21 protein-coding genes are annotated in these 25496 nt (G+C 65.6%); 13 read left to right on the top strand and 8 right to left on the bottom strand.

Annotated features, from left to right (window positions below; all coding sequences use genetic code 11):
* Window positions 1-128: 128 nt before the first annotated feature.
* Window positions 129-1601 carry a Ppx/GppA phosphatase family protein gene (locus tag AC56KZ_RS06285; RefSeq protein WP_497161296.1) on the top strand — a complete coding sequence of 491 codons (1473 nt, stop codon included), beginning with the start codon at window positions 129-131 and terminating at the stop codon, window positions 1599-1601.
* Between the two features lie 20 nt (window positions 1602-1621).
* Here the strand turns inward: AC56KZ_RS06285 and AC56KZ_RS06280 are convergent, their stop codons facing one another.
* The 3 genes from AC56KZ_RS06280 to AC56KZ_RS06270 form a co-directional block, all read right to left on the bottom strand.
* Window positions 1622-2083 carry a SixA phosphatase family protein gene (locus AC56KZ_RS06280; RefSeq protein ID WP_497161295.1) on the bottom strand — a complete coding sequence of 154 codons (462 nt, stop codon included), beginning with the start codon at window positions 2081-2083 and terminating at the stop codon, window positions 1622-1624.
* 1 nt (window position 2084) lies between these two features.
* Window positions 2085-4232 (bottom strand): polyphosphate kinase 1, encoded by a 2148-nt coding sequence (ppk1, locus tag AC56KZ_RS06275; protein WP_497161294.1) that lies wholly within the window; start codon window positions 4230-4232, stop codon window positions 2085-2087.
* Window positions 4233-4429: 197 nt separating this feature from the next.
* Window positions 4430-4666 (bottom strand): hypothetical protein, encoded by a 237-nt coding sequence (locus tag AC56KZ_RS06270; RefSeq protein ID WP_497161293.1) that lies wholly within the window; start codon window positions 4664-4666, stop codon window positions 4430-4432.
* Between the two features lie 262 nt (window positions 4667-4928).
* On the opposite strand from AC56KZ_RS06270, the gene AC56KZ_RS06265 reads away from it, so the two are divergent.
* From AC56KZ_RS06265 to AC56KZ_RS06235, 7 genes are all read left to right on the top strand, one after another.
* A complete protein-coding gene (locus AC56KZ_RS06265; RefSeq protein WP_497161292.1) occupies window positions 4929-6551 on the top strand; it encodes a methyl-accepting chemotaxis protein in 1623 nt (540 codons plus the stop codon).
* Between the two features lie 140 nt (window positions 6552-6691).
* On the top strand, window positions 6692-7774 hold the full coding sequence (locus AC56KZ_RS06260) for a type III polyketide synthase (protein WP_497161291.1): 1083 nt from the start codon (window positions 6692-6694) through the stop codon (window positions 7772-7774).
* 11 nt (window positions 7775-7785) lie between these two features.
* Complete coding sequence (locus AC56KZ_RS06255; protein ID WP_497161290.1) at window positions 7786-8484, top strand: class I SAM-dependent methyltransferase; 699 nt, start codon at window positions 7786-7788, stop codon at window positions 8482-8484.
* Window positions 8485-8486: 2 nt separating this feature from the next.
* A complete protein-coding gene (locus AC56KZ_RS06250; protein WP_497161289.1) occupies window positions 8487-9737 on the top strand; it encodes an NAD(P)/FAD-dependent oxidoreductase in 1251 nt (416 codons plus the stop codon).
* A gap of 24 nt (window positions 9738-9761) precedes the next feature.
* Window positions 9762-10043, top strand: coding sequence for an acyl carrier protein (locus AC56KZ_RS06245; protein WP_497161288.1), 282 nt, complete (start codon window positions 9762-9764; stop codon window positions 10041-10043).
* Window positions 10040-11275 (top strand): beta-ketoacyl-[acyl-carrier-protein] synthase family protein, encoded by a 1236-nt coding sequence (locus AC56KZ_RS06240; RefSeq protein ID WP_497161287.1) that lies wholly within the window; start codon window positions 10040-10042, stop codon window positions 11273-11275. The genes AC56KZ_RS06245 and AC56KZ_RS06240 overlap by 4 nt, the downstream gene beginning before the upstream one ends.
* On the top strand, window positions 11268-12032 hold the full coding sequence (locus tag AC56KZ_RS06235) for an alpha/beta hydrolase family protein (protein WP_497161286.1): 765 nt from the start codon (window positions 11268-11270) through the stop codon (window positions 12030-12032). The genes AC56KZ_RS06240 and AC56KZ_RS06235 overlap by 8 nt, the downstream gene beginning before the upstream one ends.
* Before the next feature lie 6 nt (window positions 12033-12038).
* Here AC56KZ_RS06235 and AC56KZ_RS06230 read toward each other — a convergent pair whose 3' ends face one another.
* Window positions 12039-12386, bottom strand: a complete 348-nt coding sequence (locus AC56KZ_RS06230) for a hypothetical protein (RefSeq protein ID WP_497161285.1) — start codon at window positions 12384-12386, stop codon at window positions 12039-12041.
* A 148-nt stretch (window positions 12387-12534) separates the two neighbouring features.
* Window positions 12535-14463: a M61 family metallopeptidase gene (locus tag AC56KZ_RS06225; RefSeq protein ID WP_497161284.1), complete on the bottom strand. Its 1929-nt coding sequence runs from the start codon at window positions 14461-14463 to the stop codon at window positions 12535-12537.
* A gap of 216 nt (window positions 14464-14679) precedes the next feature.
* Between AC56KZ_RS06225 and AC56KZ_RS06220 the strand changes: the two genes are divergently transcribed.
* The 5 genes from AC56KZ_RS06220 (at window position 14680) to AC56KZ_RS06200 (ending at window position 20446) form a co-directional block, all read left to right on the top strand.
* The gene (locus AC56KZ_RS06220) at window positions 14680-15144 is read left to right on the top strand and encodes an Hsp20 family protein (protein ID WP_497161283.1); all 465 of its coding nucleotides are present in this window, start codon (window positions 14680-14682) and stop codon (window positions 15142-15144) included.
* A 174-nt stretch (window positions 15145-15318) separates the two neighbouring features.
* On the top strand, window positions 15319-16833 hold the full coding sequence (locus AC56KZ_RS06215) for a Do family serine endopeptidase (RefSeq protein WP_497161282.1): 1515 nt from the start codon (window positions 15319-15321) through the stop codon (window positions 16831-16833).
* Window positions 16834-16887: 54 nt separating this feature from the next.
* The gene (locus tag AC56KZ_RS06210) at window positions 16888-17550 is read left to right on the top strand and encodes a response regulator (RefSeq protein WP_497161281.1); all 663 of its coding nucleotides are present in this window, start codon (window positions 16888-16890) and stop codon (window positions 17548-17550) included.
* Complete coding sequence (locus AC56KZ_RS06205) at window positions 17547-18872, top strand: ATP-binding protein (RefSeq protein WP_497161280.1); 1326 nt, start codon at window positions 17547-17549, stop codon at window positions 18870-18872. The genes AC56KZ_RS06210 and AC56KZ_RS06205 overlap by 4 nt, the downstream gene beginning before the upstream one ends.
* Window positions 18873-18964: 92 nt before the next feature.
* Window positions 18965-20446, top strand: a complete 1482-nt coding sequence (locus AC56KZ_RS06200; RefSeq protein WP_497161279.1) for an alanine/glycine:cation symporter family protein — start codon at window positions 18965-18967, stop codon at window positions 20444-20446.
* A 114-nt stretch (window positions 20447-20560) separates the two neighbouring features.
* On the opposite strand, the gene AC56KZ_RS06195 is transcribed toward AC56KZ_RS06200, so the two are convergent.
* From AC56KZ_RS06195 to AC56KZ_RS06185, 3 genes are all read right to left on the bottom strand, one after another.
* Complete coding sequence (locus AC56KZ_RS06195) at window positions 20561-21535, bottom strand: Bug family tripartite tricarboxylate transporter substrate binding protein (protein ID WP_497161278.1); 975 nt, start codon at window positions 21533-21535, stop codon at window positions 20561-20563.
* A gap of 96 nt (window positions 21536-21631) precedes the next feature.
* Window positions 21632-24031: a TonB-dependent receptor plug domain-containing protein gene (locus AC56KZ_RS06190; protein ID WP_497161277.1), complete on the bottom strand. Its 2400-nt coding sequence runs from the start codon at window positions 24029-24031 to the stop codon at window positions 21632-21634.
* A gap of 121 nt (window positions 24032-24152) precedes the next feature.
* On the bottom strand, window positions 24153-25400 hold the full coding sequence (locus AC56KZ_RS06185) for a glycoside hydrolase family protein (protein WP_497161276.1): 1248 nt from the start codon (window positions 25398-25400) through the stop codon (window positions 24153-24155).
* Window positions 25401-25496: the final 96 nt, after the last annotated feature.

The following is a 25496-nucleotide window of genomic DNA, read 5'->3' as shown; positions in this document are numbered from 1 at the left end:
GCAGGCACTCAACGCAACGCAGCGCTGGCCGACCCTCGATGACATTGCTCGATCCTACCCTATCCGTGTTTCCGCTGTCGCGCCGACGGCTGTACACTTCGACTACTAAATTGAGGAAAGTCACGCGTATGTTTGCAGCAGTCGATCTGGGATCGAACAGTTTTCGTCTACATATCGGCGAACCGGTCGACGGCAAGATGCGGATCGTCCGCAGCGCGCGCGATCCGGTGCGCCTGGCGGCCGGTCTCGGGCCGGATGGCAACCTGACCGCGGCGGCAATCGAAACGGCGCTGCAGAGCTTGTCGGGTTTCTCCGACATCCTGGGCCAGTACCGGCTCGACGGGGTGCGGGTGGTCGGCACGAATACCCTGCGCGTCGCGCGCAATGTGCGCGAAGTGCTGCCGCTGGCGGAAAAAGCGCTCGGCTATCCGATCGAAATCATTTCCGGCGAAGAAGAGGGCAGGCTGGTCTACATGGGCGTGGCGCATGCGCGCGCCGAGCCGGAGGAATTGCGCCTGGTAATCGATATCGGCGGCGGCTCGACCGAGGTCATCGCCGGCCGTGGCGACGCCATCGCGCTGGTGGAATCGTTCAGCATCGGCACCCAGCCCCAGGCATCGAACTTCTTTCCCGACGGACGCATCGAACATGCCAGGTTCGACGCCGGCATCACGATGGCGCGCGCCATGTTCGAAGATGCCGCCGGCGCCTACCGCGACCATGGCTGGAGCGCCGTCTACGGCTCGTCGGGCACGATGCGCGCCATGGCCGAGACCATCGCGCGCGGCAAGCTGGGCGACGGCACGCTGTCGCTGGCGGGCCTGAACGCGCTGCGCGAGGCCCTGGTCGCCTGCGGGCATGTCGACCGGGTCGAGCTGCCGGGCCTGAAGCCCGAGCGCGTGGTGGCGGTGCTGGGCGGGGTCAGCATCCTGATCGGCGCCATCGAGGAATTCGGTATCGAACGGGTCGGCGCGATCAATGCCGGCCTGCGCCTGGGGGCCTTGTCCGACCTCGAGTTGCGCGCCCAGCGCCATGACCGGCGCGACCTGGCGATCCAGGCCTGCATGGCGCGTTTCGGCGTCGACGATGGCCGCGCCCGGCGTGTCGCGGCGATTGCGCTGCGCCTCTACGGGCAGCTGCAGACAAGCCAGTCCAGCGACGCCGGCGGCCTGCATTACCTCGGCTGGGCCTGCATGCTGCACGAAATCGGCCTGGCCGTGTCGCATTCGGGTGCCCACAAGCATGGCGCCTATCTGGTCGAGCATGTCGACCTGGCGGGTTTCACCACGCGCGAGCAGCGCCTGATGGCCATGCTCGTGCTCGGGCACAAGGGCAATGTGCGCAAGATCCGCGAGGCCGTGGCCGAGCCGGAACTGGCGCGCATGGTGCTGGCGCTGCGGCTGGCGGTGGCCTGCATGCACGCCCGCGTCGACGACGATCTCGGCGGCTTCAGGCTGCGCATGAAAAACCGGATCGAGGTCGAGCTGGCGCCGGGCTGGCTGCTGCGTCATCCGACCATGCGCTTCTGGCTCGAACGCGAATGCGAGGCCTGGCAGGACGTCGGCCTGGCCTTCCAGTTCCGGGAAGCCCAGGCCGGGTAGCGCAGGGTTTTTTCAGGAAGTCAGCGCAGCTTGCCGATCAGTTCCGGGCCGACCGCCAGCCGGATGAAGGGCAGGTTGTCGTCGGCATCCGAGCCCTTGATCCAGAACACCCCGCCCTTGCGGATTTTCCAGGGCTGGCTGGCGCCGGCCAGGATCAGCGCCGCCAGCTGCCCCAGCTGCGGCTGGTGGCCGACCAGCAGGGCGGGGAAGCGGTGCCCGGGCCAGCCGCAGGCCTCCAGCAGCTGTTCCGGCGTCGATTCGGTATTCAGGGCTTCATGGATCGTGTAGCGGCGCCCGAATGCGTCGGCGGTTTGCACGCAGCGCAGCGCCGGGCTGACCAGCACGCGGCATTGCTCCGGCAACTGGCCGTCGAGCCAGGCGCCGACGCGTGCGGCGTGGCGCTTGCCCTTAGAAGTGAGCTTGCGTTTGGCGTCCGGCGTTCCGTCTTCGGCTTCGGCGTGGCGCCACAGGATCAAATCCATTTCACTCTCCTTTGGGAGACTCGCCCGCAGCGCTGGCGCCGAGCAGTTCCATCAGCGTTTCCTGGGCGTTGAAGGGCTTTTGCCCGGAGCGCAGCTTGCGGCGCCGGTACTTGCCGTCGCTCCCGAGTTCCCAAGCACTGACGTTGTCCTGCAGGTAGGGCTGCAGCCCTTCGCGCAGCAGGCGTTTTTTGAGGGCCGGCGAGTTGATCGGAAACGCAATCTCGATGCGCCGCAACAGGTTGCGGTTCATCCAGTCGGCGCTGCTGAGGTAGATATCGTGCTTCAGGTTATTCCGGAAATAAAAGATCCGGGTGTGCTCGAGGAAGCGCCCGACGATCGAACGCACCTTGATGTTGCTCGACAAGCCAGGTACGCCCGGGCGCAGCGAGCAGGCGCCGCGCACGATCAGGTCGATCTTGACGCCATCGCCGGAAGCCTCGTAGAGGGCGCGGATCACGGTTTCGTCGGTCAGCGAATTCATCTTGGCGATGATGCGTCCCGGTTTGCCGCCGCGCGCGATGGCCGCTTCCTGGCGGATCACGCGCACCAGTTCCTTTTGCAGCGAGAACGGCGCCAGCCACATGCAGCTGAGCTGCTTGGGCTTGGTCATGCTGGTCAGGTGGATGAAGACCTCGTTGACGTCGGCGGTCAGGTTGGCGTCCGAGGTCAGCAGCCCGATATCGGAGTAGTGGCGCGCGGTGGTCGGGTTGTAGTTGCCGGTGCCGAGGTGCGCGTAACGGCGCAGCCCGGACGGTTCGCGGCGCAGCACGAGCGCCATCTTGGCGTGGGTCTTGAGGCCGACCACGCCGTACACTACCTGCGCGCCTGCTTCCTCGAGCCGTTCGGCCCAGTTGATGTTGGCCTCTTCGTCGAAGCGCGCCATCAGTTCGACGATGACGGTGACTTCCTTGCCGCCTTCCGCCGCGCTGATCAGCGCTTCCATCAGTTCCGAGTCCATGCCGGCGCGGTAGATGGTCTGCTTGATCGCCACCACGGCCGGGTCGTTCGCCGCCGCCTGGATGAAATCGATGACCGGCTGGAAGGACTGGAAGGGATGGTGCAGCAGCACGTCCTGGCGCGCCAGCATGCCGAAGATGTCCAGCGGATTGAACTTGGCAGGAAAGCCGGGCAGGTAGGGCTGGTATTTCAGCTCCGGGAGGGCGGGGCTGTTGACGATTTCGAGCAGGCGGCCCATGTTCACCGGGCCGTCGACGGCGAACACGCGGCTGTCGTCGATGCCGAACTGGTCGCGCAGGAAGTTCGACAGCATGGGCGGGCAGCCGCGGCCCACCTCGAGACGGACGGCAAAACCGTATTGCCTGCTGTGCAGCTCGCTTTGCAGCGCCTGGCGCAAATTCTTGACCTCTTCCTCGTCGACCCAGAGGTCGCTGTTGCGCGTCACCCGGAACTGCGAGTAAGCAACCACTTCGCGGCCGGTGAACAGGTCGGGCAGGTGGGCCTGGATCACCGACGACAGCAGGCAATAGGAGGCGCCGGGCCGGTCCGACAGCTCGTCGGGAAGGCGGATGACGCGCGGCAGCACACGGGGCGCCTTCATGATGGCGATCGCGGTGCCGCGCCCGAACGCATCCTTGCCAGACAGCTCGACGATGAAGTTCAGGCTTTTGTTGATGACGCGCGGGAACGGATGGGCTGGATCGAGCCCCACCGGGGTCAGCAGGGGGCGCACTTCCTTGTCGAAATACTGCTTGACCCAGGCCCGCTGGGCTGCGTTGCGGTCGCCCCGGCGCAGCATGTGGATGCCATTCTCCGACAGGCGCGGCAGGATGTCGTTGTTGAGCATCGCATACTGCCGCGCGATCAGGCTGCGGCATTCCTCGCTCGCACGGCTGAGCGTGGCGGCGAGGCTCTCGGGCATGCCTTCCATCGTGCGCTCGAGCGTGTGCTGCGCCAGCAGGCTGGCGACGCGCACTTCGAAGAACTCGTCGAGATTGCTGCTGACAATGCACAGGAAGCGCAGCCGCTCGAGCAGTGGCAGGCGCTCGTCCTCGGCCTGGGCCAGGACGCGGCGGTTGAATTCGAGCAGCGAGAGTTCACGGTTAAGGAACTGGTCAGCGCGCTCGAGCGCAGGCGCTGGAGGCGCCTCGGCGGATTTCACCTTCTTTTCCATTTTGCGGCGCGAAGTCATGCGGGAGCGCCAGTATGGTCGGCGAATATGACAGGTGAGTGACCTGGATCTTGTTTGGTGCCGGTACTCGAGCCGACCGGTCTGAAGCTGTCGCGGCCTCGTGTGGACGCAGCGGACAAACGCAGGCTAACGCGTCTGTGTGACGCGCGTATGACCAGGGCTGCCGAGGCAGGAGGGGGCAGCATCGCCGGGTGGATTCAAGCAGCCGGCTGGAGCTTCGCCTTGCGCTGCGCGAGCGCCGCATGGTCGCTGCTCCGGAGGCACTCGCCTCCCAGCACCCGCGTAATGACCTTGCTGTCGATACCGCGTGCCTTCAGGTACTCGACCGCGCCGGTGCTGCCCAGCCAGGCTTGCAACAAGATTCCCTGTTTGACAATGTCCGAAAATGGCGCAAAGCCGGAACGTGCCGGCTCTACGGTCGTGCGGCGATCCATTAAAGTTTCCATTTTAAAACCTTCCTCGTGAACGACGTCGTCGGGTGCCTGCCTGAGCTCCTACCCAAGTGCAAGTCAGCAAAAATGGTCTCCCACGCAATCTACCGATGAATAGGGCAACAGGGAACAGCCAAGCTTCCTGCCTGCTGCTAGGCCTACTCCTACGCTGTGCGTACGGAAATTTATTCTTGGAACAAGTCATTGCCAAATAACAATGTCTACCTACACTCCGCCTGGTTCAACACTCACCTCGTATTCCACCATGCGCCTTCCAGGATTCAGTACCGGTACCAAAATTGTAAGCGCTTTCGCCTTCGTTTCGCTTGCCATCATCATCATCTCGGTCGTTTCCTTATGGCGCATGCAGGCTGCCGACGCCACGACGAGCGACCTCGTGAACAACAAGCTGGCGCGTCAGCAGCTGACTTCCGACTTGCTGGGTATTGCTCGCCTGAATGGCTTGCGCGCCGAGTCCATCGCACGCAGCGACAGCCTGGAAGCGGCCGATCATTTCCAGGCCCAGCTTGCGCAGGGCGAGAAAATTGCTGCCGCCCTCGAATCACGCGTCGCCGCGCTCCAGCCCAGCCAGGCCGAACGCGCCCTGATCGCAACTGCCGCGCAACGAAAAAATGCGTATGCGCAGCTGTGCCGGCAAGTCTTCCAGGCAAAAGAACTGGGCAAGCTCCAGGAAGTCGAGCAACTGAGCGGCGCGCTGGCGCAAACCTTCGCCGCCCACACCGGCGCGCTCGAAGCCCTGCTTGCCTACCATACGCAGGCCGCGCATGCGTCCGCCGCCGACTCGGCCCGCGCCTTTTCCAGCAGCCGCGTGTTGTTGCTGGTCCTCGGCGGCGCGGCGCTGCTCGTCGGTTGTTGCAGTGGCTGGCTGCTGACCCGCAGCATCGTGACGCCACTCCAGCAGGCCGTCCGCCTGGCCGAACATGTGGCGCGCGGCGATCTCAGCGTCACGATCGCACATGCACGCGGCGACGAGATCGGACGCCTGTTCGACGCACTCAATCACATGACCGGCGGGGTCTCGGACACCGTTGCGAAGGTGCTCGACAGCGCGCGCATGATCGACCAGGCCTCGGCCGACATGGCTTCCGGCAACCGCGAGCTCGCCCAGCGCACCGAGGCGCAGGCGAACAACCTGGATGCGACCGTCCAGGCCATGGCCGAGCTGACCGAAGCGGTCCAGCAGAACCACGCGAACGCCCACGACGCCAGCGAACTGGCCCTGGCCGCATCAAACGTGGCCCGGCAGGGAGCCGGTGCGGTGAAACAGATGGTCGAGCGCATGGCGACCATTCGCCAGCTCGCGGCCCGGATCGGCGACATCACCGCCATGATCGACAGCATTGCTTTTCAAACGAATATCCTGGCCCTGAATGCGGCGGTGGAAGCGGCGCGCGCAGGCGCCGAAGGGCGCGGCTTTGCCGTGGTCGCCTCCGAGGTCCGCAACCTGGCGCAGCACTCGGCGGCGGCGGCGAAGGAAATCAAGACGCTGATCGGCGAGTCGACCGGCGCCATCGAATCGGGGGTCGGCATTGCCGATGCCGCCGGCGGCACGATGCGCGACATGCTGGATCGGGTCGAGCAGGTGGCCAGCCTGCTGCACACCATCGATGCCGCCAGTTCCGGACAAGCCTCGAACATCGTCCGGGTGCGCAAGGTCATCGCCGCCATGGACCAGGCCACCAGGCAGAACCTCGCCGTGGTCGAGCAGGCGGTCGGCACCGCCGAGACAATGCGGGCCCAGGCCGAGCGGCTGACCGAGGTCGTGGCCGTCTTCACCGTGCGCGCCGCGATCGGTGGCAGCGCGCAAGCCGTGCCGGCCAAAGACTGCCTGGCCCCAAGACGGGTTCGGATGGCGCTGTCCCGTTAATTTTCAGTGCGCGACGTTAATGTGCGAAGGGCCGGTAGCCTTAGCGTTAATATGGAACACGCTCGCGCCGGCCTTTGATGGTTCATAGCGATAACGATTGGACTCGACATGCATGTCTTTTTGAAGGGCTAAACTTCCTGATGTTTATCAATGGCATAGGCACCGCGGTCCCCGCCAACCGGTATTCCAAGCTGGACTGCTGGAATGCCTTTTCCGAATCGAGCTGGTTCGAGCGGCTCGGGCCGCGTGCGCATGCCGTCGCCAGGGCCGTGCTGCTGCGCGATAACGGCATCGAGCATCGCCATCTTGCCGTCGATTCGCTCGAGGAGGTCTTCGATATCTCGCCCGATGCCCTGCATGCGCGCTTCCTGGCGCACGCACCCGCGCTGGCCAGGCAGGCGGGCATCGAGGCGCTCGAACGCTCGCAGCTGGCGCCGGCCGACATCGACGCCGTCATTGTCAGCAGTTGCACCGGCTATCTCTGCCCTGGCCTGAGCGGCTATGTGATCGAACAGCTGGGTTTGCGCGAAAACGTGCAGGCCTTCGACCTGGTCGGTCACGGTTGCGGCGCTGCCCTGCCGAACATGCGCCTGGCCGACGCCCTGGTCGGCGCCGGCCAGGCCCGGCATGTGCTGTCGGTCTGCGTCGAAGTCTGCAGCGCCGCGATGTACCTCGACGAAGACCCGGGTGTCCTCATCAGCGCCTGCCTGTTCGGGGACGGCGCCGGGGCCATGGTGCTGTCGCGCCAGCCGCAAGCGGGCCTGCGCAGCATCGAGTGGCTGCACGCGGAGTCGCTGGTGGCGCCCGAGCGGCGCGACCGCCTGCAATTCGAATCGAAGCAGGGCATGCTGCGCAACATCCTGACGCGCGAAGTCCCGGGCCTGGCCGCGCAGTATGCGCAGCAAGTGCTGGAGACCAGCCTGGAGCGCACGGAAACCCGGCGCGACGCTGTGCAAGCCTGGATCATGCATCCGGGCGGCAGGGATGTGTTGCTGGCGCTGCAAAAACAGATGGGGCTGGCTCCCGAACACCTGCGCTACAGCGCGGCCGTCTTGCGCGACTTCGGCAACCTCAGCAGCGCTTCCGTGTATTTCGTGCTGAGGGCAGCGCTGCGCGACCATGCCCCGGGCGGGCATTGGTGGCTGTCCTCCTTCGGCGCCGGCTTCAGCTGCCATGGCGCCTTGCTGAAGGTCGAACGCGAGCGTCCGGGCCCGCACGCGTGATGAAGGCCGCAGTGAAATCCTCGTTTCCGCGCTTGCTCGAGCCTGAAATCCTCGATGGCTTGCGCGAAGACGATCCACGCGCCATCCGATCGCGCCGGGACCTGGGGCGCATCAACTACGTCATGGGGGCGGCGGGCATCCTGGCGCGCGCCCTGAACGACGCCCCCGCTCCGCAACGCATCATCGAATTCGGCGCCGGCGACGGCAGCCTGATGCTGCGCCTGGCGAAGCAATTTGCGCCGCGCTGGCCGGGTGTCCAGGTCGTGCTGCTTGACCGCCAGGACTGCATCTCGCAAGCCACGCGTGCCGCCTTCGCCGGCACCGGATGGAAGCTGGCGGTGCAACAGGCCGATGTCGCCGACTGGGCTGGCGGCGACGGCGTCGACAGCTACGACATCGCGCTCGCCAACCTCTTCATCCACCACTTCGACGACGTGCAAATCACCCGCCTGTTCCAGGCCATCAGCCTGCGCGCGAGACGGTTCGTCGCTTGCGAACCGCGGCGCGATACCTTGTCGCTGCTGGCCAGCCGCCTGGTGGGACTAATCGGGGCCAATCAGGTGACCCGTCTCGATGCGGTGGCCAGCGTCAGGGCAGGCTTTCATGGCGCCGAATTGTCGTCCCTGTGGCCGGCCAGCCCGGCCTGGCGCCTGAACGAACAGCGCGCCGGCTTGTTCAGCCATCTGTTCACGGCCGCGCGCGGGCCTTAGCCATGGAAAGCCGGTTTGACGCCCTCGTGATCGGCGCCGGTCCCGCCGGCAGCAGCGCGGCAATTTTGCTGGCCGAGGCCGGGTGGCGGGTGGCGCTCGTCGAAAAGCAGGCTTACCCGCGCAGAAAAGTCTGCGGCGAGTGCATCGCGGCGACCAACCTGCCGATCCTCGAGGCGCTCGGCGTCGGCCAGGCCATCGCCGCGCTTGCCGGCCGGCCGCTGCGGCAGGTGGCGCTGGTGTGCGGCGCACGCATGGTGCGCGCGCCGCTGCCGGCCTTCAGCGATCCGGCGCATCCATGGGGCCTGGCGATCGGGCGCGAGCATCTCGATACGCTCTTGCTGGAACAGGCCAGGCGCCGCGGCGTGGCGGTCTTCCAGCCCTGGCAGGTGTGCGGCATCGTCGGCACGCCCGGCCAGTTCGCGTGCCGGCTGCGCCCGGCGGACGGCGGCGAGGAAAAGCGGCTGGACGTGTCGCTGGTGATCGATGCGCATGGCTCCTGGGAGCCGCCGGTGCGCCAGGAGGGAAGGCAGCCGGCGTCCGAAGCTGCCCGCCACCGGCCATCGGACCTGTTCGCGTTCAAGGCCAATTTTGCGCAGACTTCGCTTGAGCCGGGTCTGCTGCCCGTCCTCTCCTTCCCCGGCGGCTATGGCGGCCTGGTGATCGCCGATGGCGGCCGCGCCACCTTCGCTTTCTGCCTGCGGCGCGACGCCCTGGCGCAGGCAAGGCGCCAGTTTCCCGGCGTGACGCCGGCCGCGGCGGCGGATGCCTGGGTCAGGCGGCACTGCGCGGCTGCGGCGCAACTGCTCGACGGCGGCGTGCAGGTCGGCAAATGGCTGGGCGCAGGGCCGATTCGCCCCGGAATCCACCTGAGCAAGCGCTACGATGGCGTCTTCCAGATCGGGAACGCGGCCGGGGAAGCCCATCCGATCATCGGCGAAGGCATGAGCATGGCGCTGCAGTCGGCCGTGCTGCTGGTCGATACGCTGCTGCGCCATGGTGCCCGACATGCCGACGGCGCGGCGCAGTCGCGGATCCACGCGGCCTATGCCGCTGCCTGGCGGCGCCATTTTGCGCGCCGCATCCGCTTGTCGGCGCTGTATGCCCAGCTGGCGATGCGTCCCCAAGTTTTCAAAGGCATCATGCCCCTCCTGGCGCGCCATCCGGGCTTGATGACCTGGTTTGCGCGCTGGAGCGGCAAGGTGCGCCCCGCGCCCAGCCTGCCATCGAAACCGCATGAGGCAGAATATGCTTGAACAGAAACATATAAAGGAATGCCCATGAATACCTACGACCGCCTGATCCGCATCATTGCTGAAGAACACAAGCTTGCGCTGGACAAGTTGACGCCGGAGGCGCGCCTCGATGAACTCGGCATCGACTCGCTGAGCGTCATGGAATTGCTGTTCAAAATTGAGGACGAGTTCGACATCCAGGTACCGAACGACCAGGTGCCGCTCGTCACGATCCAGGACGTGGCAAGCTATGTCGACAGCCTTATCGCCCAGCAGGCAGGGGCGCAGCAGGAACAGAAGGAACAGCAGCAGCAGACCGGACCATGAGGCGGGTAGCCATCACCGGCATCGGCGTCATATCACCGCTGGGAAATTCAAGCTCGGCGGTGCTCGACAGCCTGGCCGCGGCGAGGTCAAGCATACGCCGGCTGGCAGGGGCCGAGTATGCACGGCTTGCCAATCCGATCGCCGCCCCGGTTGTGTGGCAGCCCGACCTGCTGGCCGAGCCCGCCAAGCTGCGCATGATGGACCGCAGCACCCAGTTCGCGCTGGGCGCAAGCCGCCAGGCCCTCGACCAGGCCGGGCTGCCGCTGGCGACGCTCGACCCTGCGCGCGTCGGCGTCTTTCTCGGCACCGGCATGGGCGGCGCCCAGAGCACGGACGAGGGCTATCGCACCTTGTATGCCGACGGCTCGGACCGCATCAAGCCCTTCAGCGTCCTGCTGTCGATGAACAACGCCGCCGCATCCTGGGTCGGCCTCGAATACGGCTTCACCGGCCCCAACCTGACCTATTCGACCGCCTGCTCGTCGTCAAGCGTGGCCATCGGCGAGGCGGCCCTGCGCATTGCCAGCGGCGTTGCCGACATCATGCTGGCCGGCGGCACCGAAGCGCCGCTGTCGCTCGGGCCCATGAAGGCATGGGAAGCCATCCGCACCATCGCCACGCCCGATGCGCGCGATGCGGCGGCTTCCTGCAAGCCGTTTTCGAAAGACAGGAGCGGCATGGTGCTCGGTGAAGGCGCCGCCATCCTGGTGCTGGAAGAGTGGGAATCTGCGCTGGCCAGAGGCGCCGTCATCCTGGCCGAAGTGAGCGGCTACGGCCTGGCCACCGATGCGACCCACCTGACCCATCCGAGCGTGGCGGGGCAGGCGCGGGCGATGGCCCTGGCCCTGGCCGCGGCCCGCATCGACGCCGCCACCGTCGATTACATCAACGCGCACGGCACCGGGACGCTCGCCAACGATCCGGTCGAGACGGCCGCCATCAAGCAGGTGTTCGGAAGCCAGGCCTACAAGATCCCGGTCAGTTCCACCAAATCGATGCACGGCCACCTGCTGGGCGCGGCCGGTGCGCTGGAATTTGCCATCGCGATCCTGGCGATGAACGCGGACATGGTGCCGCCGACGGCCAACCTGCGCCAGCCCGACCCGGAGTGCGATCTCGATTACGTGCCGAACGAAGCGCGTAGTGAAGCAAGGATTCGCACCGTCATGTCGAACTCGTTCGCGTTTGGCGGCACCGGCGTTTCCCTGATTGGACGGCGCGCCCATGCCTAGCCAGCGCGCGCATTTCCAGGGCGTGCACGGCAAGCTGGCGGCCAAGCTCGACCTGCCCAATGGCCCACCGCGCGCCTATGGAATCTTCGCCCACTGCTTCACCTGCAGCAAGGACGTGCTGGCGGCGAACCGCATTGCGGGTGGGCTGGCGGCGCAGGGCATCGCCATGCTGCGCTTCGATTTCGCGGGTCTCGGCGCCAGCGCCGGCGACTTCGGCGACACCAATTTTTCGTCGAACGTGGACGACCTGGTGGCCGCCGCCGATTTCTTGCGCGAGCATCATGCTGCGCCGCGCCTGCTCGTCGGCCACAGCATGGGCGGCACCGCCGTGCTGGCCGCGGCGCACCGGATTCCGGAATCCAAAGCGGTGGTCACGATCGCCTCGCCGAGCGACCCGCATTATGTGGTCCATTCCCTGCTGGCCGAGCACCTGGCGACCATCGCCCAGCTAGGCGAGGCGCGGGTCAAACTGGCGGGGCGCGAATTCCAGATCCGGCAGCAGTTCGTCGAGGATGCGACGCGGCACAACTTGGCCGACAGGATTGCCGGGCTGGGGCGTGCGATGATGGTGATGCATGCGCCTTCCGACGATACGGTCGACGTCGCCAATGCGCTGCGGATTTTCGAGCTGGCGGCGTACCCGAAGAGCTTTGTGTCGCTCGACGGGGTCGATCATCTGGTGACAGGGAGGGAGGAAGCGGCGAATGTCGCCGCGATGATAGCGGCGTGGAGCGGGAGGTATATCGGCGCCGCGTGAACCGTGTTATTCGTCGAACTCTTCGGCGAGGTTCTTCCAGCCGCGGCTCTTGGCAAAGGCCGCGAACTCTTCGGGCGCTTCGAGCACGATCAGCTTGCGGTCCTGCAGGCCCGGATCGCTGTGGCCGAAGTCCGGCCCCTGGTAGCCGAGACCGCGCAGGCGCTCGATGATCTGCTTGACCAGGACGCTGTCCTTGTAAAGCCCGCCGTCGATGGGCGCCGCGAAGTCCACGTACACATCAATAATCCCATAGCCCTCGTCGAAAATGCGGATCGCCTTGACGTCGTGGGCCTGGCCTGTGCTGTCAGTGGCCTTGAACGGGCCGGACAGTTCAATGTCGGTATCGGTAGTCATGTTCTTAGCATACCACCGACCCAAAATTATTGAAGCTTCGAGAAACCGTAGCGAGCGGAAGGAATGTTGGCCGAGAAGCGCAGCTGTACAAGCGCACAGCGAGCATCGCAGGCCGACAGTCCGACGCGCAGTAGGTTTATCGATGCTTCTACTTCAGCGGCTTGTAAATCGCGTCGAGCCTATCCGGGGTGCTCGGAATCCGTTCCAGGCGCGGATAGCGCAGGCCGCCGCGGTAGTTGAGCGGGATCGTGCGCAGGTTGTTGCCTTTCCTGACCAGCAGGGTGAGCGGCGCTTTCGGGTCCTTGGCCGCCGCCTTGACGGCCGCCTTCAGCACTTCCGGCTTGAACACCTTGTTGTTGACCGCAACGATGGTCGTGTTGCCGGCCAGGCCGGCGCGGAAAGCCACGCCATCCCAGACCAGGCCGCGCACGCCGCCGTCAGCCGCCACCGAGAAGCCCAGCGAATAACTGAAGTCGGTCGATTTGCTGCGCTCCTCGGCCGCCTTGATGTAGTCGGTCGGCGTCTCGGTATAGACCAGTTTCCAGCCGGCGCGCCTGATGCCGTCGAGCGGGGCGCCGGGGCCGTGGCCTTCCAGGCGCGAGCGCAGGAAGGGCGCCCAGTCGAAGGCTTGCACCTTCGTTAATGCGGCGACCACGTCTTCGAAGGTGTAAAAGGCGGGCAGCATGCTGCCGTTGTCGATGCCATAAAAGGCTCGCGCAAAATTGTCGAGCGAGCGCTTGTCGCCGGACAGTTCGCGGATCTTGGTGTCTACATCAAGCCAGATCAGGGCGCCTTCGGAATAATAATCCTCGCTGCGCTGCCAGTTGCTCCAGGCGAGCGCCCGGCGGCCGGCGATGATCGGGTCGTTCACGGTGTCCTGCACCGCGCGCCAGGAACGGCCGCCCGTGTTGTCGTAGCGTGCCGCGGTCAAGGCCAGCGCATCGCGCGCGCCCGCTTGCGAGACCAGGCCGGAGCGGGCGCCCAGGATGCTGCCCCAGTACTGGGTCTGGCCTTCGTACACCCACAGCAGGCTGTTTTGCAGCGGCGTGTTGAAGTTCGGGACGTTCTGGCCTGCCGGACGGCGGAACTTGCCGTTCCAGGAGTGCGTGTACTCGTGCGGCAGCAGGTCGCGGCCGGCTTCCGAGCGCGCCCAGTCGGTGAAATAGCCCGGCTTGACGCCGTTCTCGCTCGACTGGTGATGCTCGCGGCCGATGCCGCCGAATTCGTCCGACAGCGCCAGCAGGAAATCGTAATGCCGGTAGTGGTAGGAGCCGAACAATTTCAGCGACTGGTCGACCATCGCGCGGTGCGCGGCGATCTGCTCGGGTTTGGCTTCCAGGCTCTCCGGGTTGTCGGCGACGACGTTCAGCGATACGCGCACCTTGGCGCCGGGCGCGAGGTCGAACTGCTTGAAGTAGCGGCCGGCGAACAGCGGGGAGTCGATCAGCGTTTCGAGGTCGTGCGCCTTGAACTGGATCTCGTCGCCCGTGCGCTGCGCCGTTTCCAGCGCGGTGCCGTACTGCCAGCCGGGGGGCAGCGTCAGCGACGGCTGCACGGTGATACGGCGCGCCACATAGCCAGCCGGGTACAGCGTCACCGACGGCCATTGCAGGCCGAGGATGTCGTCGGTCATGACGATGCGGCCCTGGGCTGGATCGAGCGGCGACAGGAACTGGTATTCGGCTTCCAGGGTCGTCACGCCCTCCGGCACGACCACGTGGAAAGCGAAGACCTCGACCGGGTCGCGCGTCCATTCCACCGGTTTGCCGTTGGCGCTGAATTTAAGACCCGCCAGTTGCGTCAACGGGCCGCTCGGGCCGTGGTTCGCCGGCAGCCATTGCGGGTAGAGGAAGGTCATCGGACCGGGCTTGACCGGGACCGTCATGCGCATGCGGAAAATCTGCTGCGCGAGGTTGGTCGCATCGACCTTCAGCACGATGGTGCCGAGGTAGGGCTGGTCGACCGGGGCCGGCACGACCGCCTGCGCGGCAGCTTGCGTAGGGAAGGCCAGCGCCAGGGCGAGGGCAAGGGCGGATGCCGTCTTGGCGGCAAGGAACAACGGGGCGTGAGCGCTCATCTTTTAACCGGTAGGGATAACGAAACCGGTCGAGTGTAGCACGCAGCATGTTGTGAAAAAGCACGCCGGGACGATGCAAATAAAATTTGCAAATATGGTAAAAAATCCATATTTCCCATGCCTTGAAAAGGGAGGCACATGGCATTAGATTGGAACCAGCGGATGCTCATGATGAGGTCCGCGAACCTATCGCTTAACTTTAAAAGGATATTTGCCATGCGTACTTTTGACCTCGCACCCCTGTACCGTTCCGCCATCGGTTTCGACCGCCTGGCCAGCCTGCTCGAGCAGCGCGCCGAGTCGCAGCCAAGCTACCCGCCATACAACGTCGAGCTGCTCTCCGAAGACAGCTACCGCATCGTGATGGCGCTGGCAGGCTTCAGCCGCGACGAAGTGGAAATCGTTTCCGAGCGCGACACCCTGCACGTAACCGGCCGCAAGCAGAAGGACGCCACCGAGCGCACCTACCTGCACCGTGGCATCGCCGCCCGCGACTTCGAACAGCGCTTCCAGCTGGCCAACCACGTCAAGGTCACCACTGCCTCTTTCGACAACGGCATGCTGACCATCGACCTGGTGCGCGAAGTGCCTGAAGCGCTCAAGCCACGCAAGATTGCGATTGGCGATGCGAATGGCGTCGTGGACAACGTCCAGCAGATCGAGCAGCGTCAAGCCGCGTAATCGTCCAGAGGTAGCAGTAAAAGAGGGTGCCTGCAGGTGGGGCGCCCTTTTTCACGCCCGCAGGTGATTGAAAAGTCTTAAGGATGAGTTTTAAGCACCATCTAAGACTGATCCGCCACACTACAAACATCGATACTGCGTTATCGGCCAACCCTTTTATCCAGGAGCGCGTCCATGCAAAACGAAGGTGCAGTTACCGCCATCACCGCAAAACGTCTCACGCTGGCGCTGTGCGCCGCGGGCGTAATCGGCGGTGCGGTCGGTGCGATTACAGTCAACCATAACAACGCCACCGCCCAGGCGCCGGTTGCCGCCGCACCCGCGCCGGCCCCGGCCGCTGCGCCGCCGATTGCGGCGGGCGCGCCCGTTGCCACCGTCACGCTGCCCGACTTCACCCGCATCGCCAAGCAGAACGGCAAGGCGGTCGTCAACATCCGTGTCATGGGCAGCACCCGAACCAGTAGTGCGGGCGGCATGCCGCAGGTCGAGCCAGGCCACCCGCTCTACGACTTTTTCCGCCAGTTCCAGGACCCGCGCGGTTCCCGGGGTGGCGCTCCCGTTTTCGGCGCCGGATCGGGCTTCATCGTAAGCCCGGACGGCGTCATCCTTACCAACGCGCACGTGGTGCGCGGCGCCAGCGAAGTCATGGTCAAACTGGCTGACCGGCGCGAATTCCGCGCCAGGGTGCTCGGTTCCGACACCGCCACCGACGTCGCCGTGCTGAAGATCGACGCCAAGAACCTGCCGACCGTCCCCATCGGCAGCTCGCGCTCGCTGCAGGTCGGCGAATGGGTGCTGGCGATCGGTTCGCCCTTCGGCCTGGAGTCGACCGTCACCGCCGGCGTGGTCAGCGCCACCGGGCGCAACCTGCAGAACGACAGCAACGTGCCCTTCATCCAGACCGACGTCGCGATCAATCCCGGCAACTCGGGCGGACCGCTGTTCAATACCCGCGGCGAAGTGGTCGGCATCAACTCGCAGATCTACAGCCAGACCGGCGGCTACATGGGCATGTCGTTCGCGATCCCGATGGATGTCGCGGCGCGCATCAAGGATCAGATCGTCGCCACCGGCAAGGTGCAGCACGTGAAACTCGGCGTCTCGATCCAGGAAGTGGACCAGGGCTTCGCCGATTCCTTCAACCTCGATTCGCCGGAAGGCGCCCTGATTGCCAACGTCGAGCGCGGCAGCGCCGCCGAACGCGCCGGCCTGAAGTCGGGCGACGTGGTGCGCAAGGTGAACGGCCAGCCGATCATCGGCTCGGGCGACCTGCCTGGCAACCTGGCGATGGCGAAACCGGGCGACAAGGTCACGCTCGACGTCTGGCGCGACGGCAGGATCGTGCGCCTGACCGCCATCCTCTCCAACGCCAACGACAAGCCGGAACGCGGCGAACGCGAAGAAGTCGCGTCGATGGAGAAGGGCGCCAAGCTGGGCCTGTCCCTGCGTCCGCTCGAGCCGATCGAACGGCGCCAGAGCGGCCTGTCCTCGGGCCTCGTGGTCGAAGATGCGGCCGGCGCCGCGATCGCCGCCGGCATCCAGCCGGGCGACGTGCTGCTGTCGGTCAACGGCAAGCCGGTCTCCAGCGTCGAGCAGGTACGCGAGATGGTCGGCAAGGCCACCAAGTCGGTAGCCTTGCTGATCCAGCGCGGAAGTGAAAGAATCTTCATTCCGGTGCGGATTGGCTGAGAAGTAGCGACTTCTGCCAGCGCGGCCGCTTGACAGGGAAACCAGGGAAACGATATGCGGCTACTGTTGGTGGAAGACGATACGATGATCGGCGAAGTGGTGCTCGACCTGCTCAGGGCCGAGCACTACGCCGTCGACTGGGTGAAGGACGGCGAAATGGCCGACACCGCCCTGGTGCAGAACCAGAACTACGACCTGGTGCTGCTCGACCTCGGGTTGCCGAGGAAAGACGGCCTCGACGTGCTGCGCGCCATGCGCAGCCGCAAGGACCGCACCCCGGTGCTGGTGGCCACGGCGCGCGATTCGGTGGCCCAGCGCATCGCCGGGCTCGATGCCGGCGCCGACGACTATGTCCTGAAACCCTACGACCTCGATGAGCTGCTGGCGCGCATCCGCGCGCTGCTGCGGCGCGCCGCCGGGCGCGGCGAGCCGATTTTCGAATACAAGAACATCTCGATCAACCCCGCGACCCGCGAAATCCTGGTCGACGGCGCGCCGGTGTCGCTGTCGGCGCGCGAATGGGCCGTGCTGGAAGCGCTGGTGGCGCGGCCCGGCGCCGTGCTGTCGCGCGCCCAGCTCGAGGAAAAGCTCTACAGCTGGCGCGATGAAGTCTCCAGCAACGCCGTCGAAGTGTATATCCACGGCCTGCGCAAGAAACTCGGCAGCGACCTGATCCAGAACGTGCGCGGCGTCGGCTACATGGTGCCGAAGGCATGAAAATGACCCACTCGCTGCGCGGGCGCCTGCTCTGGTTCCTGCTGGCGGCAATTACCCTGGCGGCGCTGGCGCAGGCCTCGATCGCCTACAACACGGCGCTCGACGACGCCGACCAGATCTTCGACTACCACATGCAGCAGATGGCGCTCTCGCTGCGGTCCAGCACGCCGCTGTCGAATACCGAAGCGCAGCAGCGCACCGAGGCCGGTCCCGGCAACGACGACCTGGTGGTGCAGATGTGGTCCCCGGACGGCGTGCAGGTCTTCCATTCGGTGTCGCGGGCGCGCCTGCCGCAACGCGCCGTGCTCGGCTTTTCCAACGTGCGCGCCAACGGCACCACCTACCGCGTGTTCTCGATCCAGACCAACAACCAGACCGTGCAGGTCGCCCAGGACCTGGCCGTGCGCCGCAACATGGCCGGCAACCTGGCGCTGCGCACGCTCGGGCCGATCGCGGTGATGATGCCGATCCTGATGCTGGTGGTCTGGTGGGTGGTCAGCGGCTCGCTCGAGCCGGTGGCGCGCGTCCGCTCGCAGGTCGCGTCGCGCCAGGCCGACGACCTCTCGCCGGTGTCCGAATCGGGCCTGCCCGACGAAGTGCGCCCGCTGGTGCACGAACTGAACCTGCTGTTCGGCCGCGTGCGCACCGCCTTCGACGCCCAGCAGAACTTCGTCGCCGACGCCGCCCACGAACTGCGCACGCCGCTGGCCGCGCTGCGCCTGCAGGCGCAAAGCCTGGACCGCGCCGACAATCCCGAGTCGCGCAAGGTGGCGGTGGGGCGCCTGACCGCCGGCATCGACCGCGCCACGCGCCTGGTCGAGCAGTTGCTGGTGCTCGCGCGCCAGGAAGCCTCGGCCGCGAATGGCGCGGCGACGCGCCCGGTGGACCTGGCCGAACTGGCGCGCCGCACCGTCGGCGACCTGGTCGGCCTGGCCGCTGCCAAGGAAGTCGATCTCGGCCTGCAGCATGCGGACCCTGTGGCCATCGACGGCCAGCCCGACGCGCTGCACATCCTGCTGCGCAACCTGGTTGAAAACGCCGTGAAATATACGCCCGCCGGCGGTACGGTCGACATCGCGGTACACGCCGAGAAGGAGGCGGCCACGATCAGCGTCGAGGACAGCGGCCCCGGCATCCCGCCTGAAGAACGCGAGCGCGTCTTCGACCGCTTCTACCGCGTGGCCGGCAGCGACGCCGCCGGCAGCGGGCTGGGCCTGGCCATCATCAAGGCCATCGCCGAACGCCATGGGGCCACGCTCCGGCTCGACAAGTCCGAGCGCCTCGGTGGGTTGGCGGCAACAGTAAGCTTCCCCCTTCAATAAATATTAGTCATCAGTTATCGATTCAGGTATCTTCTTGCGATGCCCGCCAAATTATTTCCAGGCGGAAGTTCAATATCATAGGGAAGATGTAGATGAACGAGCTGGTAACTAATATCAACAGTATTGTCTGGAGCCCGGCCCTGATTGCCTTGTGCCTGGGCGTGGGCCTGTATTTTTCGCTGCGTTCGCGCTTCCTGCAGGTGCGTCACGCCAAGGAAATGATCCGCCTGATGTTCGAAGGTAAGAGTTCGGAGCAGGGCGTGTCGTCGTTCCAGGCACTCTCGATGACCCTGGCCGGCCGCGTCGGTACCGGCAACATCGCCGGCGTCGCCACGGCGATCACCTTTGGCGGCCCGGGCGCCGTGTTCTGGATGTGGGCAGTGGCCTTCCTCGGCGCCAGCTCGGCCTTCGTCGAGTCCACGCTGGGCCAGGTGTACAAGGAACAGATCGGCAAGGAATACCGCGGCGGTCCGGCCTTCTACATCGAGAAGGGCCTCGGCATGAAGTGGTATGCGCTGACCTTCGCCTTTGCCACCATCCTCGCGACCGGCCTGCTGCTGCCGGGCGTGCAAGCCAATTCGATTGCCGAAGGCCTGCAGACCGCTACTGGCCTGGACCGCAACTACACCGCGATCGGACTTGCGGTGGTGCTGGCCTTTATCATCTTCGGCGGCGTCAAGCGCATCGCCAGTTTCGCCGAACTCGTGGTGCCGTTCATGGCCATCGGCTACATCCTGGTGGCGGTCGTCATCATCGGCCTGAACATCGAGCGCCTGCCTGAAGTCATGCGGCTGATCTTCAGCTCGGCCTTCGGCCTGGATGCCGGTTTCGGCGCCATCATCGGCCTGGCGATCATGTGGGGCGTCAAGCGCGGCGTGTACTCGAACGAGGCGGGGCAGGGCACCGGCCCGCACGCGTCGTCCGCGGCCGAAGTGAGCCACCCTGCCAAGCAGGGCCTGGTGCAGGGCTTCTCGGTCTACATCGACACCCTGTTCGTGTGCTCGGCAACGGCCTTCATGCTGCTCATGACCGGCCAGTACAACGTCGAGGGGCCGGACGGCAAGGCCATGTTCACCGGCGTGCAAGGCGTGGCCAGCGGCCCGGGCTATGTCCAGACGGCGCTGGAAAACGTGATGCCGGGCTTCGGCGCGATCTTTGTTGCGGTGGCGCTGCTGTTCTTCGCCTTCACGACCATCGTGGCCTACTACTACATCGCCGAGACGAACATTTCCTACATCGACCGCCATGGACGCCATCCATGGCTGAAGTTCGTGCTGAAAATGGCAATCATCGCCGCCACCATCTACGGCACCGTGAAGACGGCCGACGTGGCCTGGGCGCTGGGCGACCTCGGTGTCGGCCTGATGGCCTGGCTGAACCTGGTCGCCATCCTGCTGCTGCGTAACGTCGCCTTCAAATGCCTGCGCGACTATGAAGCGCAAAGAGCGGCGGGCAAGGATCCGCAGTTCGATCCGGTGGCGCTGGGCATCAAGGGCGCCGATTACTGGGAGCGGCGCGTTCTTGAAAACAGGAAGGGCAGTCCCGCAGCCAACAAAGTCGAGACGGGAGTCTGATACACGTAGGGTGGGCAAGGAACTTGCCCACCCTACGTCCCTCCGGCAAGGGACAGCGGCACAAAAAAAGGGACTGGCTAGCTAGCCAGTCCCTTTTCATTTGGCGTTGAACGATCAGTCGACCGTCGCGCCGCTCTGCTTGGCCACTTTCGACCACTTGGCCGATTCGGCCTGGACGAATTTGCTGAAGTTGGCCGGGGTATCGCCCACGTAGTCAGAACCGGTGTCGGCGCGGATTTTTTCGAATTCCGGCGACTTCATGAACTTGATGGTCTCGGCGTTGATCTTGGCGATGACCGGGGCTGGCGTCTTCGCCGGTGCGAACAGGCCGTACCAGGCGTAGGATTCGACGGCCGGGATGCCTGCTTCGGCGAAGGTCGGCACGTCCGGCAGCAGCGGCGAGCGCTTGGCGCTGGAGATCGCGATCGGGCGCACCTTGCCGCTCTTAATGTGCGGCATGATCGCGATGGTGCTGTCGAACATCATCGGGATATGACCGCCCAGCACGTCGGCGATGGCCGGCGCCGAGCCCTTGTACGGCACGTGCACCATGTTCAGCTTCTGCACGCTGTTGAACAGTTCGCTGGTGAGGTGCTGCGGCGTGCCGGCGCCCGAGGATGCGTAAGAGAACGCGCCCTTTTTCGACTGGATGTGGGCGATCAGCTCCTTCATGTTTTTTGCCGGCACCGACGGATGGACCACCAGCACCAGCGGCACGCGCAGCAGGTTGCTGACCGGCGCCAGGTCCTTCAGCGGATCGAAGGTCATGCCCTTGTAGATGCTCGGGTTGATGACGATCGGCGCGCTCGAGGTGATCAGCAGGGTGTGGCCGTCGGCATCGGCGCGCACCACGGCGGCCGTACCGATATTGCCGCCGCCGCCGGCGCGGTTATCGATGACGAAGTTCTTGCCCAGGCTTTCATTGAGCTGCTTGGCCCAGGGACGCGCCGCGATGTCGGACGGACCGCCCGGTGGCCACGGCACCACCACATTCACATTCTTGGTCGGCCAGTCCTGGGCGGTAGCGCTCATTGACACGACCGATGCTGCAAACGCGATGGCAAGCGATTTGATAACGAGAAGCTTCATATCCGGCATCCTTTGGTTGATTGTCCGTTCGACCACGAAGATTCTACACGAATGGCGGGCGCACGAAATACGCGTTATCCGCATCGGGCATCCCCATCAGAACTTGTGCCACAGGCGCGCGAAATAGGCGGCGCCGTTCAGGCCGAACTGCACGCTCTCGTACTTGAAACCGTTGTCGGTTTCGTTCGCGTCCTGCGCGGTCGGCGTGACGTCGAAGATGTTGGTGCCGCCCACGGTCAGCCGGGTGCGCTCGCTGAAGGACCAGCTGAAGGACAGGTCGGCCGAGGTTTTCGCCTCGTACTTCGCGTTCGGCACCGGCGGGCCGGAGAAGGTGCCGAGCGTCTGCGGGCCGAAGTGGATGATGCGGAAATCGCTGCCGAATTTGCCCTGCGCGTACTCGAAGCCGAGCGTGGCCTTGCGGCGCGGGCCGCCCTGTTCGATGAACAGGCGCTCGCGTTCGGACAGCAGCACGTCTTCGAAGCCGGCCAGCGCAGTCGGCGCATGCACGCCGGTCACTTCGGTTTTGCTGAAGTTCATCGCCAGGAAAGTGTTCAGGCGGCCGGCGCCCAGCGGCACGCGGTGCGCCAGCGTCAGGTCCAGGCCTTGCGTGCGGGTGTCGATCGAGTTGACAAAGAACTGGGCCTGGCCCACGCCCAGCGACTCCAGGGTGGCGCCCAGGGCCGGGTAGTTCTCGGCGTCGAAGCGGCCCGACAGCACGATGCGGTCGTCGATGTCGATGCGGTACAGGTCGGCCGTGAGCGAGGTCGCCTGCGATGGCGTCCAGGTCGCGCCGAAGGTAAAGCTCTTCGACTTTTCTTCCGTGAGCGCCGGGATGCCGGCCGCGTTCGCGACCGCGCCGCCGTTCGGCGCCAGCACCACGTCCAGCGGCTGGCCGTTGACGAAGTCGGTGAAGGTCGAGGAGAAGTGCGCCTGCTGCAGCGAAGGCGCGCGGAAGCCCGTGCTGGCCGAGCCGCGCACCAGCACATTGCCCCCTAACTTGTACGACGCGGCGAGCTTGCCGTCGGTGGTGGACCCGAAGTCCGAGAAGCGCTCGTGGCGCAGTGCGCCGAGCAGCTTGAAGCGGTCGGTGATGTCGGCTTCGAGATCGATGTAGGCGGCCGTACTTTGGCGGCTGCGGCTGGTCGCGTCACCCGGCTGGAAGCCCGGGAAGCCCTGGCTGCCGGCATTCCCGCCTTCGCCGATGCCGTCGACGTCCACGTAGGAGCCCGGCTCGCCGGCGAAGATCTTGTAGTTCTCGCGGCGGTGCTCGAAGCCGAAGGCCGCGTTCAGGCCCTTGTGCACGCCGGGGTAGTAGCGGCTGAAGTCGGCGTTGCTGGTCAGCTGGCGGAAGTCGAAGCCGCCTGCGCCGAAGGAGCTGGCGCTGATGCCGCGCCCGCCGCTTTCCAGGTCGCGGTTGGCGATCGAGGCGTTCAGGGTATTGGCGATCGTGTAGTCGAGGCGGTTGTAGCCGTAGGTCTGGGAAAAGTCGCCGTTCCAGTCGCCGAAGCTGGTGCGGAAACCCAGGGTGGCGTAGCGGTCGTCGAGGTCGCCATTAATGAAGGGGACGAAGCCGTTCGGGTACATCGCCGCCGAGTTGCGCGACGGGATGTCGTCCGAGCCGACGCCGCCGCGGGCAAAGGCAGCCGACGAGGCATCGCGGCGCTGCACGCCCAGCGTCATGTACATCCTGCCGGCGCCGAGCGGAATATCGCCATTGATATAAACAGTTTGGTTTTCAGTCTTGCTGTCGCCGATGATGCGCGGGTTGCCTTCCTCGGCGCGGTTCGAGCGGCCGCGGTTCAGGTATTCGCCGGTCACGCCGAAACTGCCGCCGGCAAGCGCCACGCCGCAATAGCTTGATGCCAGGTAGTTCTCGCCGTCGCCCTCCTTGTACTGGCCGAAGCCCGCCACCGCTTCGCAGCCCAGGCTTTTCTTGAGTTCGATGTTCATCACGCCGGCGATCGCGTCCGAGCCGTACTGGGCGGCGGCGCCGTCGCGCAGTACCTGCACGTTGCGGATCGCCAGCAGCGGGATCGCATTCATGTCGGTGCCGGTGTTGCCGCGGTTGCGCGCGCCGAACAGGTTGACCAAGGCCGTCGTGTGGCGCCGCTTGCCGTTCACCAGCACCAGGGTCTGGTCGGAGCCGAGGCCGCGCAGGGCGGCCGAATCGACCAGGTCGGCGCCGTCGGCGCCGCTCTGGCGCGTCGAGTTGAACGAGGGCGAAATGTTGGTCAGCGTCTGCGCCAGGTCGAACTGGCTGCCCTGTTCGGCCAGGCGCGTCATCGGGATGATGTCGACCGGGACCGGGGTGTCGGTGCTGGAGGCGGCGCCGGTGCGGCGGGTGCCGACCACGCGCACGCTTTGCATGGTGTCGGTTGCCACTTCGGCGCTGTCCGTGGTTGCCGTCTGCGCGAAGGCCGACGGGGCAAGGGCCAGCGTGCTTGCGCCGTACAAGGCAAACAGCACCGCGCGGCGCCTCGGATGTGGGTTGGGCATGCAGCTCTCCAGAGGGAAAATTGCATGCTAAACAATATAGCCGGATCGACCAAGACTATGTGTCTGAAACACAACGGTAACAAGACCGAATCATGCGTGGCGGGTGATCAGTGCCGGTCCCTCAGTGCCAATCTTGGTCCGGCTGCACGTCGAGGCGCTGCGCCGCATCGATCACATCCTGCAGGTCCACCGGGTCGCTGTGCGGGTCCGCATCGAGCTCGGTGACCCGGTTCAGCTCTTTCTGCCAGCGCCGCAGTTCGTCGACATAGCGCGGATTCGGGACCCGCATCAGGTCGCCGTCGATGTCGACCACGTCGCAGATGCCGTTATGGACCCACTCGCCGCTATGCCAGTCCGGCATGTCGACCGCCGGGAACAGGCAAACGCCCTGCAGGTCGATGCCGCGCCGTACCGCCGCCAGTGACTCTCCCATCACGTCGCGCAGCCAGTCGGCGCGGCCCTGGCCGATGCCGCTGGTCTCGCCGATGATCATCGGCCGCCGATAGCGCTCCCAGACGCTGGTGAGGAGCTCGCACAGCGGCACGATGCGGTCGTCGCCCGGCGGCAGCGGTGCATGCGGCCCGCTTTCGCGGTATTCCATCTGGCCGAATGAATAATTGTTGGCGCCGACGATGTCGAGGATCTCGGGCGAGCCGCCGAATTCGGGGTGCTCGCGCCCGCTGATGATGTCCCAGGCCAGGAAGGTATCGACCTGGGTTTCGATGCGCGCGGCCTCGATCTGGTCGGGGCGGTCGCGCGGCGCCACCACCTGCACCAGCGGATCGATGTGCACCATGCGCGCTGCGGGATCGACTTCCCGGATTGCCTTGACGCCGGCGATCGCCGCGCGCGAGAGGGCGATGAGCAGGCGATCCCGGTCTTCACGGGTGCGGCAATACGGCGCGGCCCAGCCCCATTCGCCGGCGCAGAAGGAAAAGAAGGTGATCTCGTTGATCGGCGTGAAAAAATGCGGGCCGCGGATCTTCGGGATCACATACGCGGCGGCGGCGCGGCAGTACTGCGCGAAGCGATCCACGAAGGCGTCGGAAAACGGGTCGAGGCCGTCGGGATAGCCGTAATGGCAGAGGTCCCAGATCGGGGTGATGTTCGAGGCGTTGATGGCGTCGATGAAGGGATCGATGACGGAAAAATCGTAGCTGCCGTCACGGTCCACGCTGGGCCAGGGGATGCCTTCTCTAGCCACGGCGATGCCCAGGCTGCTCAGGATGCGGTAATCCTCGGCGGCATGCTTGTCGTGTCCTGTTTCGGCCACCAGGTCGCGCCGCACGCGGGCGTCGCCCCACAGGAAGCTGGAGCATTCGAATCCGGACAGGAAGAAGGTGGGGAAAATTCCGGGACGCTGGGCCATGCGACGCTCCTTGTAATGTCGACGCCGTCATTGTGCCCCAGCGTCTTCGCCTGCTATGTCCGTTTCCGCACTGAACGGTTTTATGCCGCGTCGTAT

The sequence above is a fragment of the Telluria sp. LT2P34 genome, from assembly GCF_059685915.1.
This window is presented reverse-complemented; position numbering and strand designations above follow the sequence as displayed.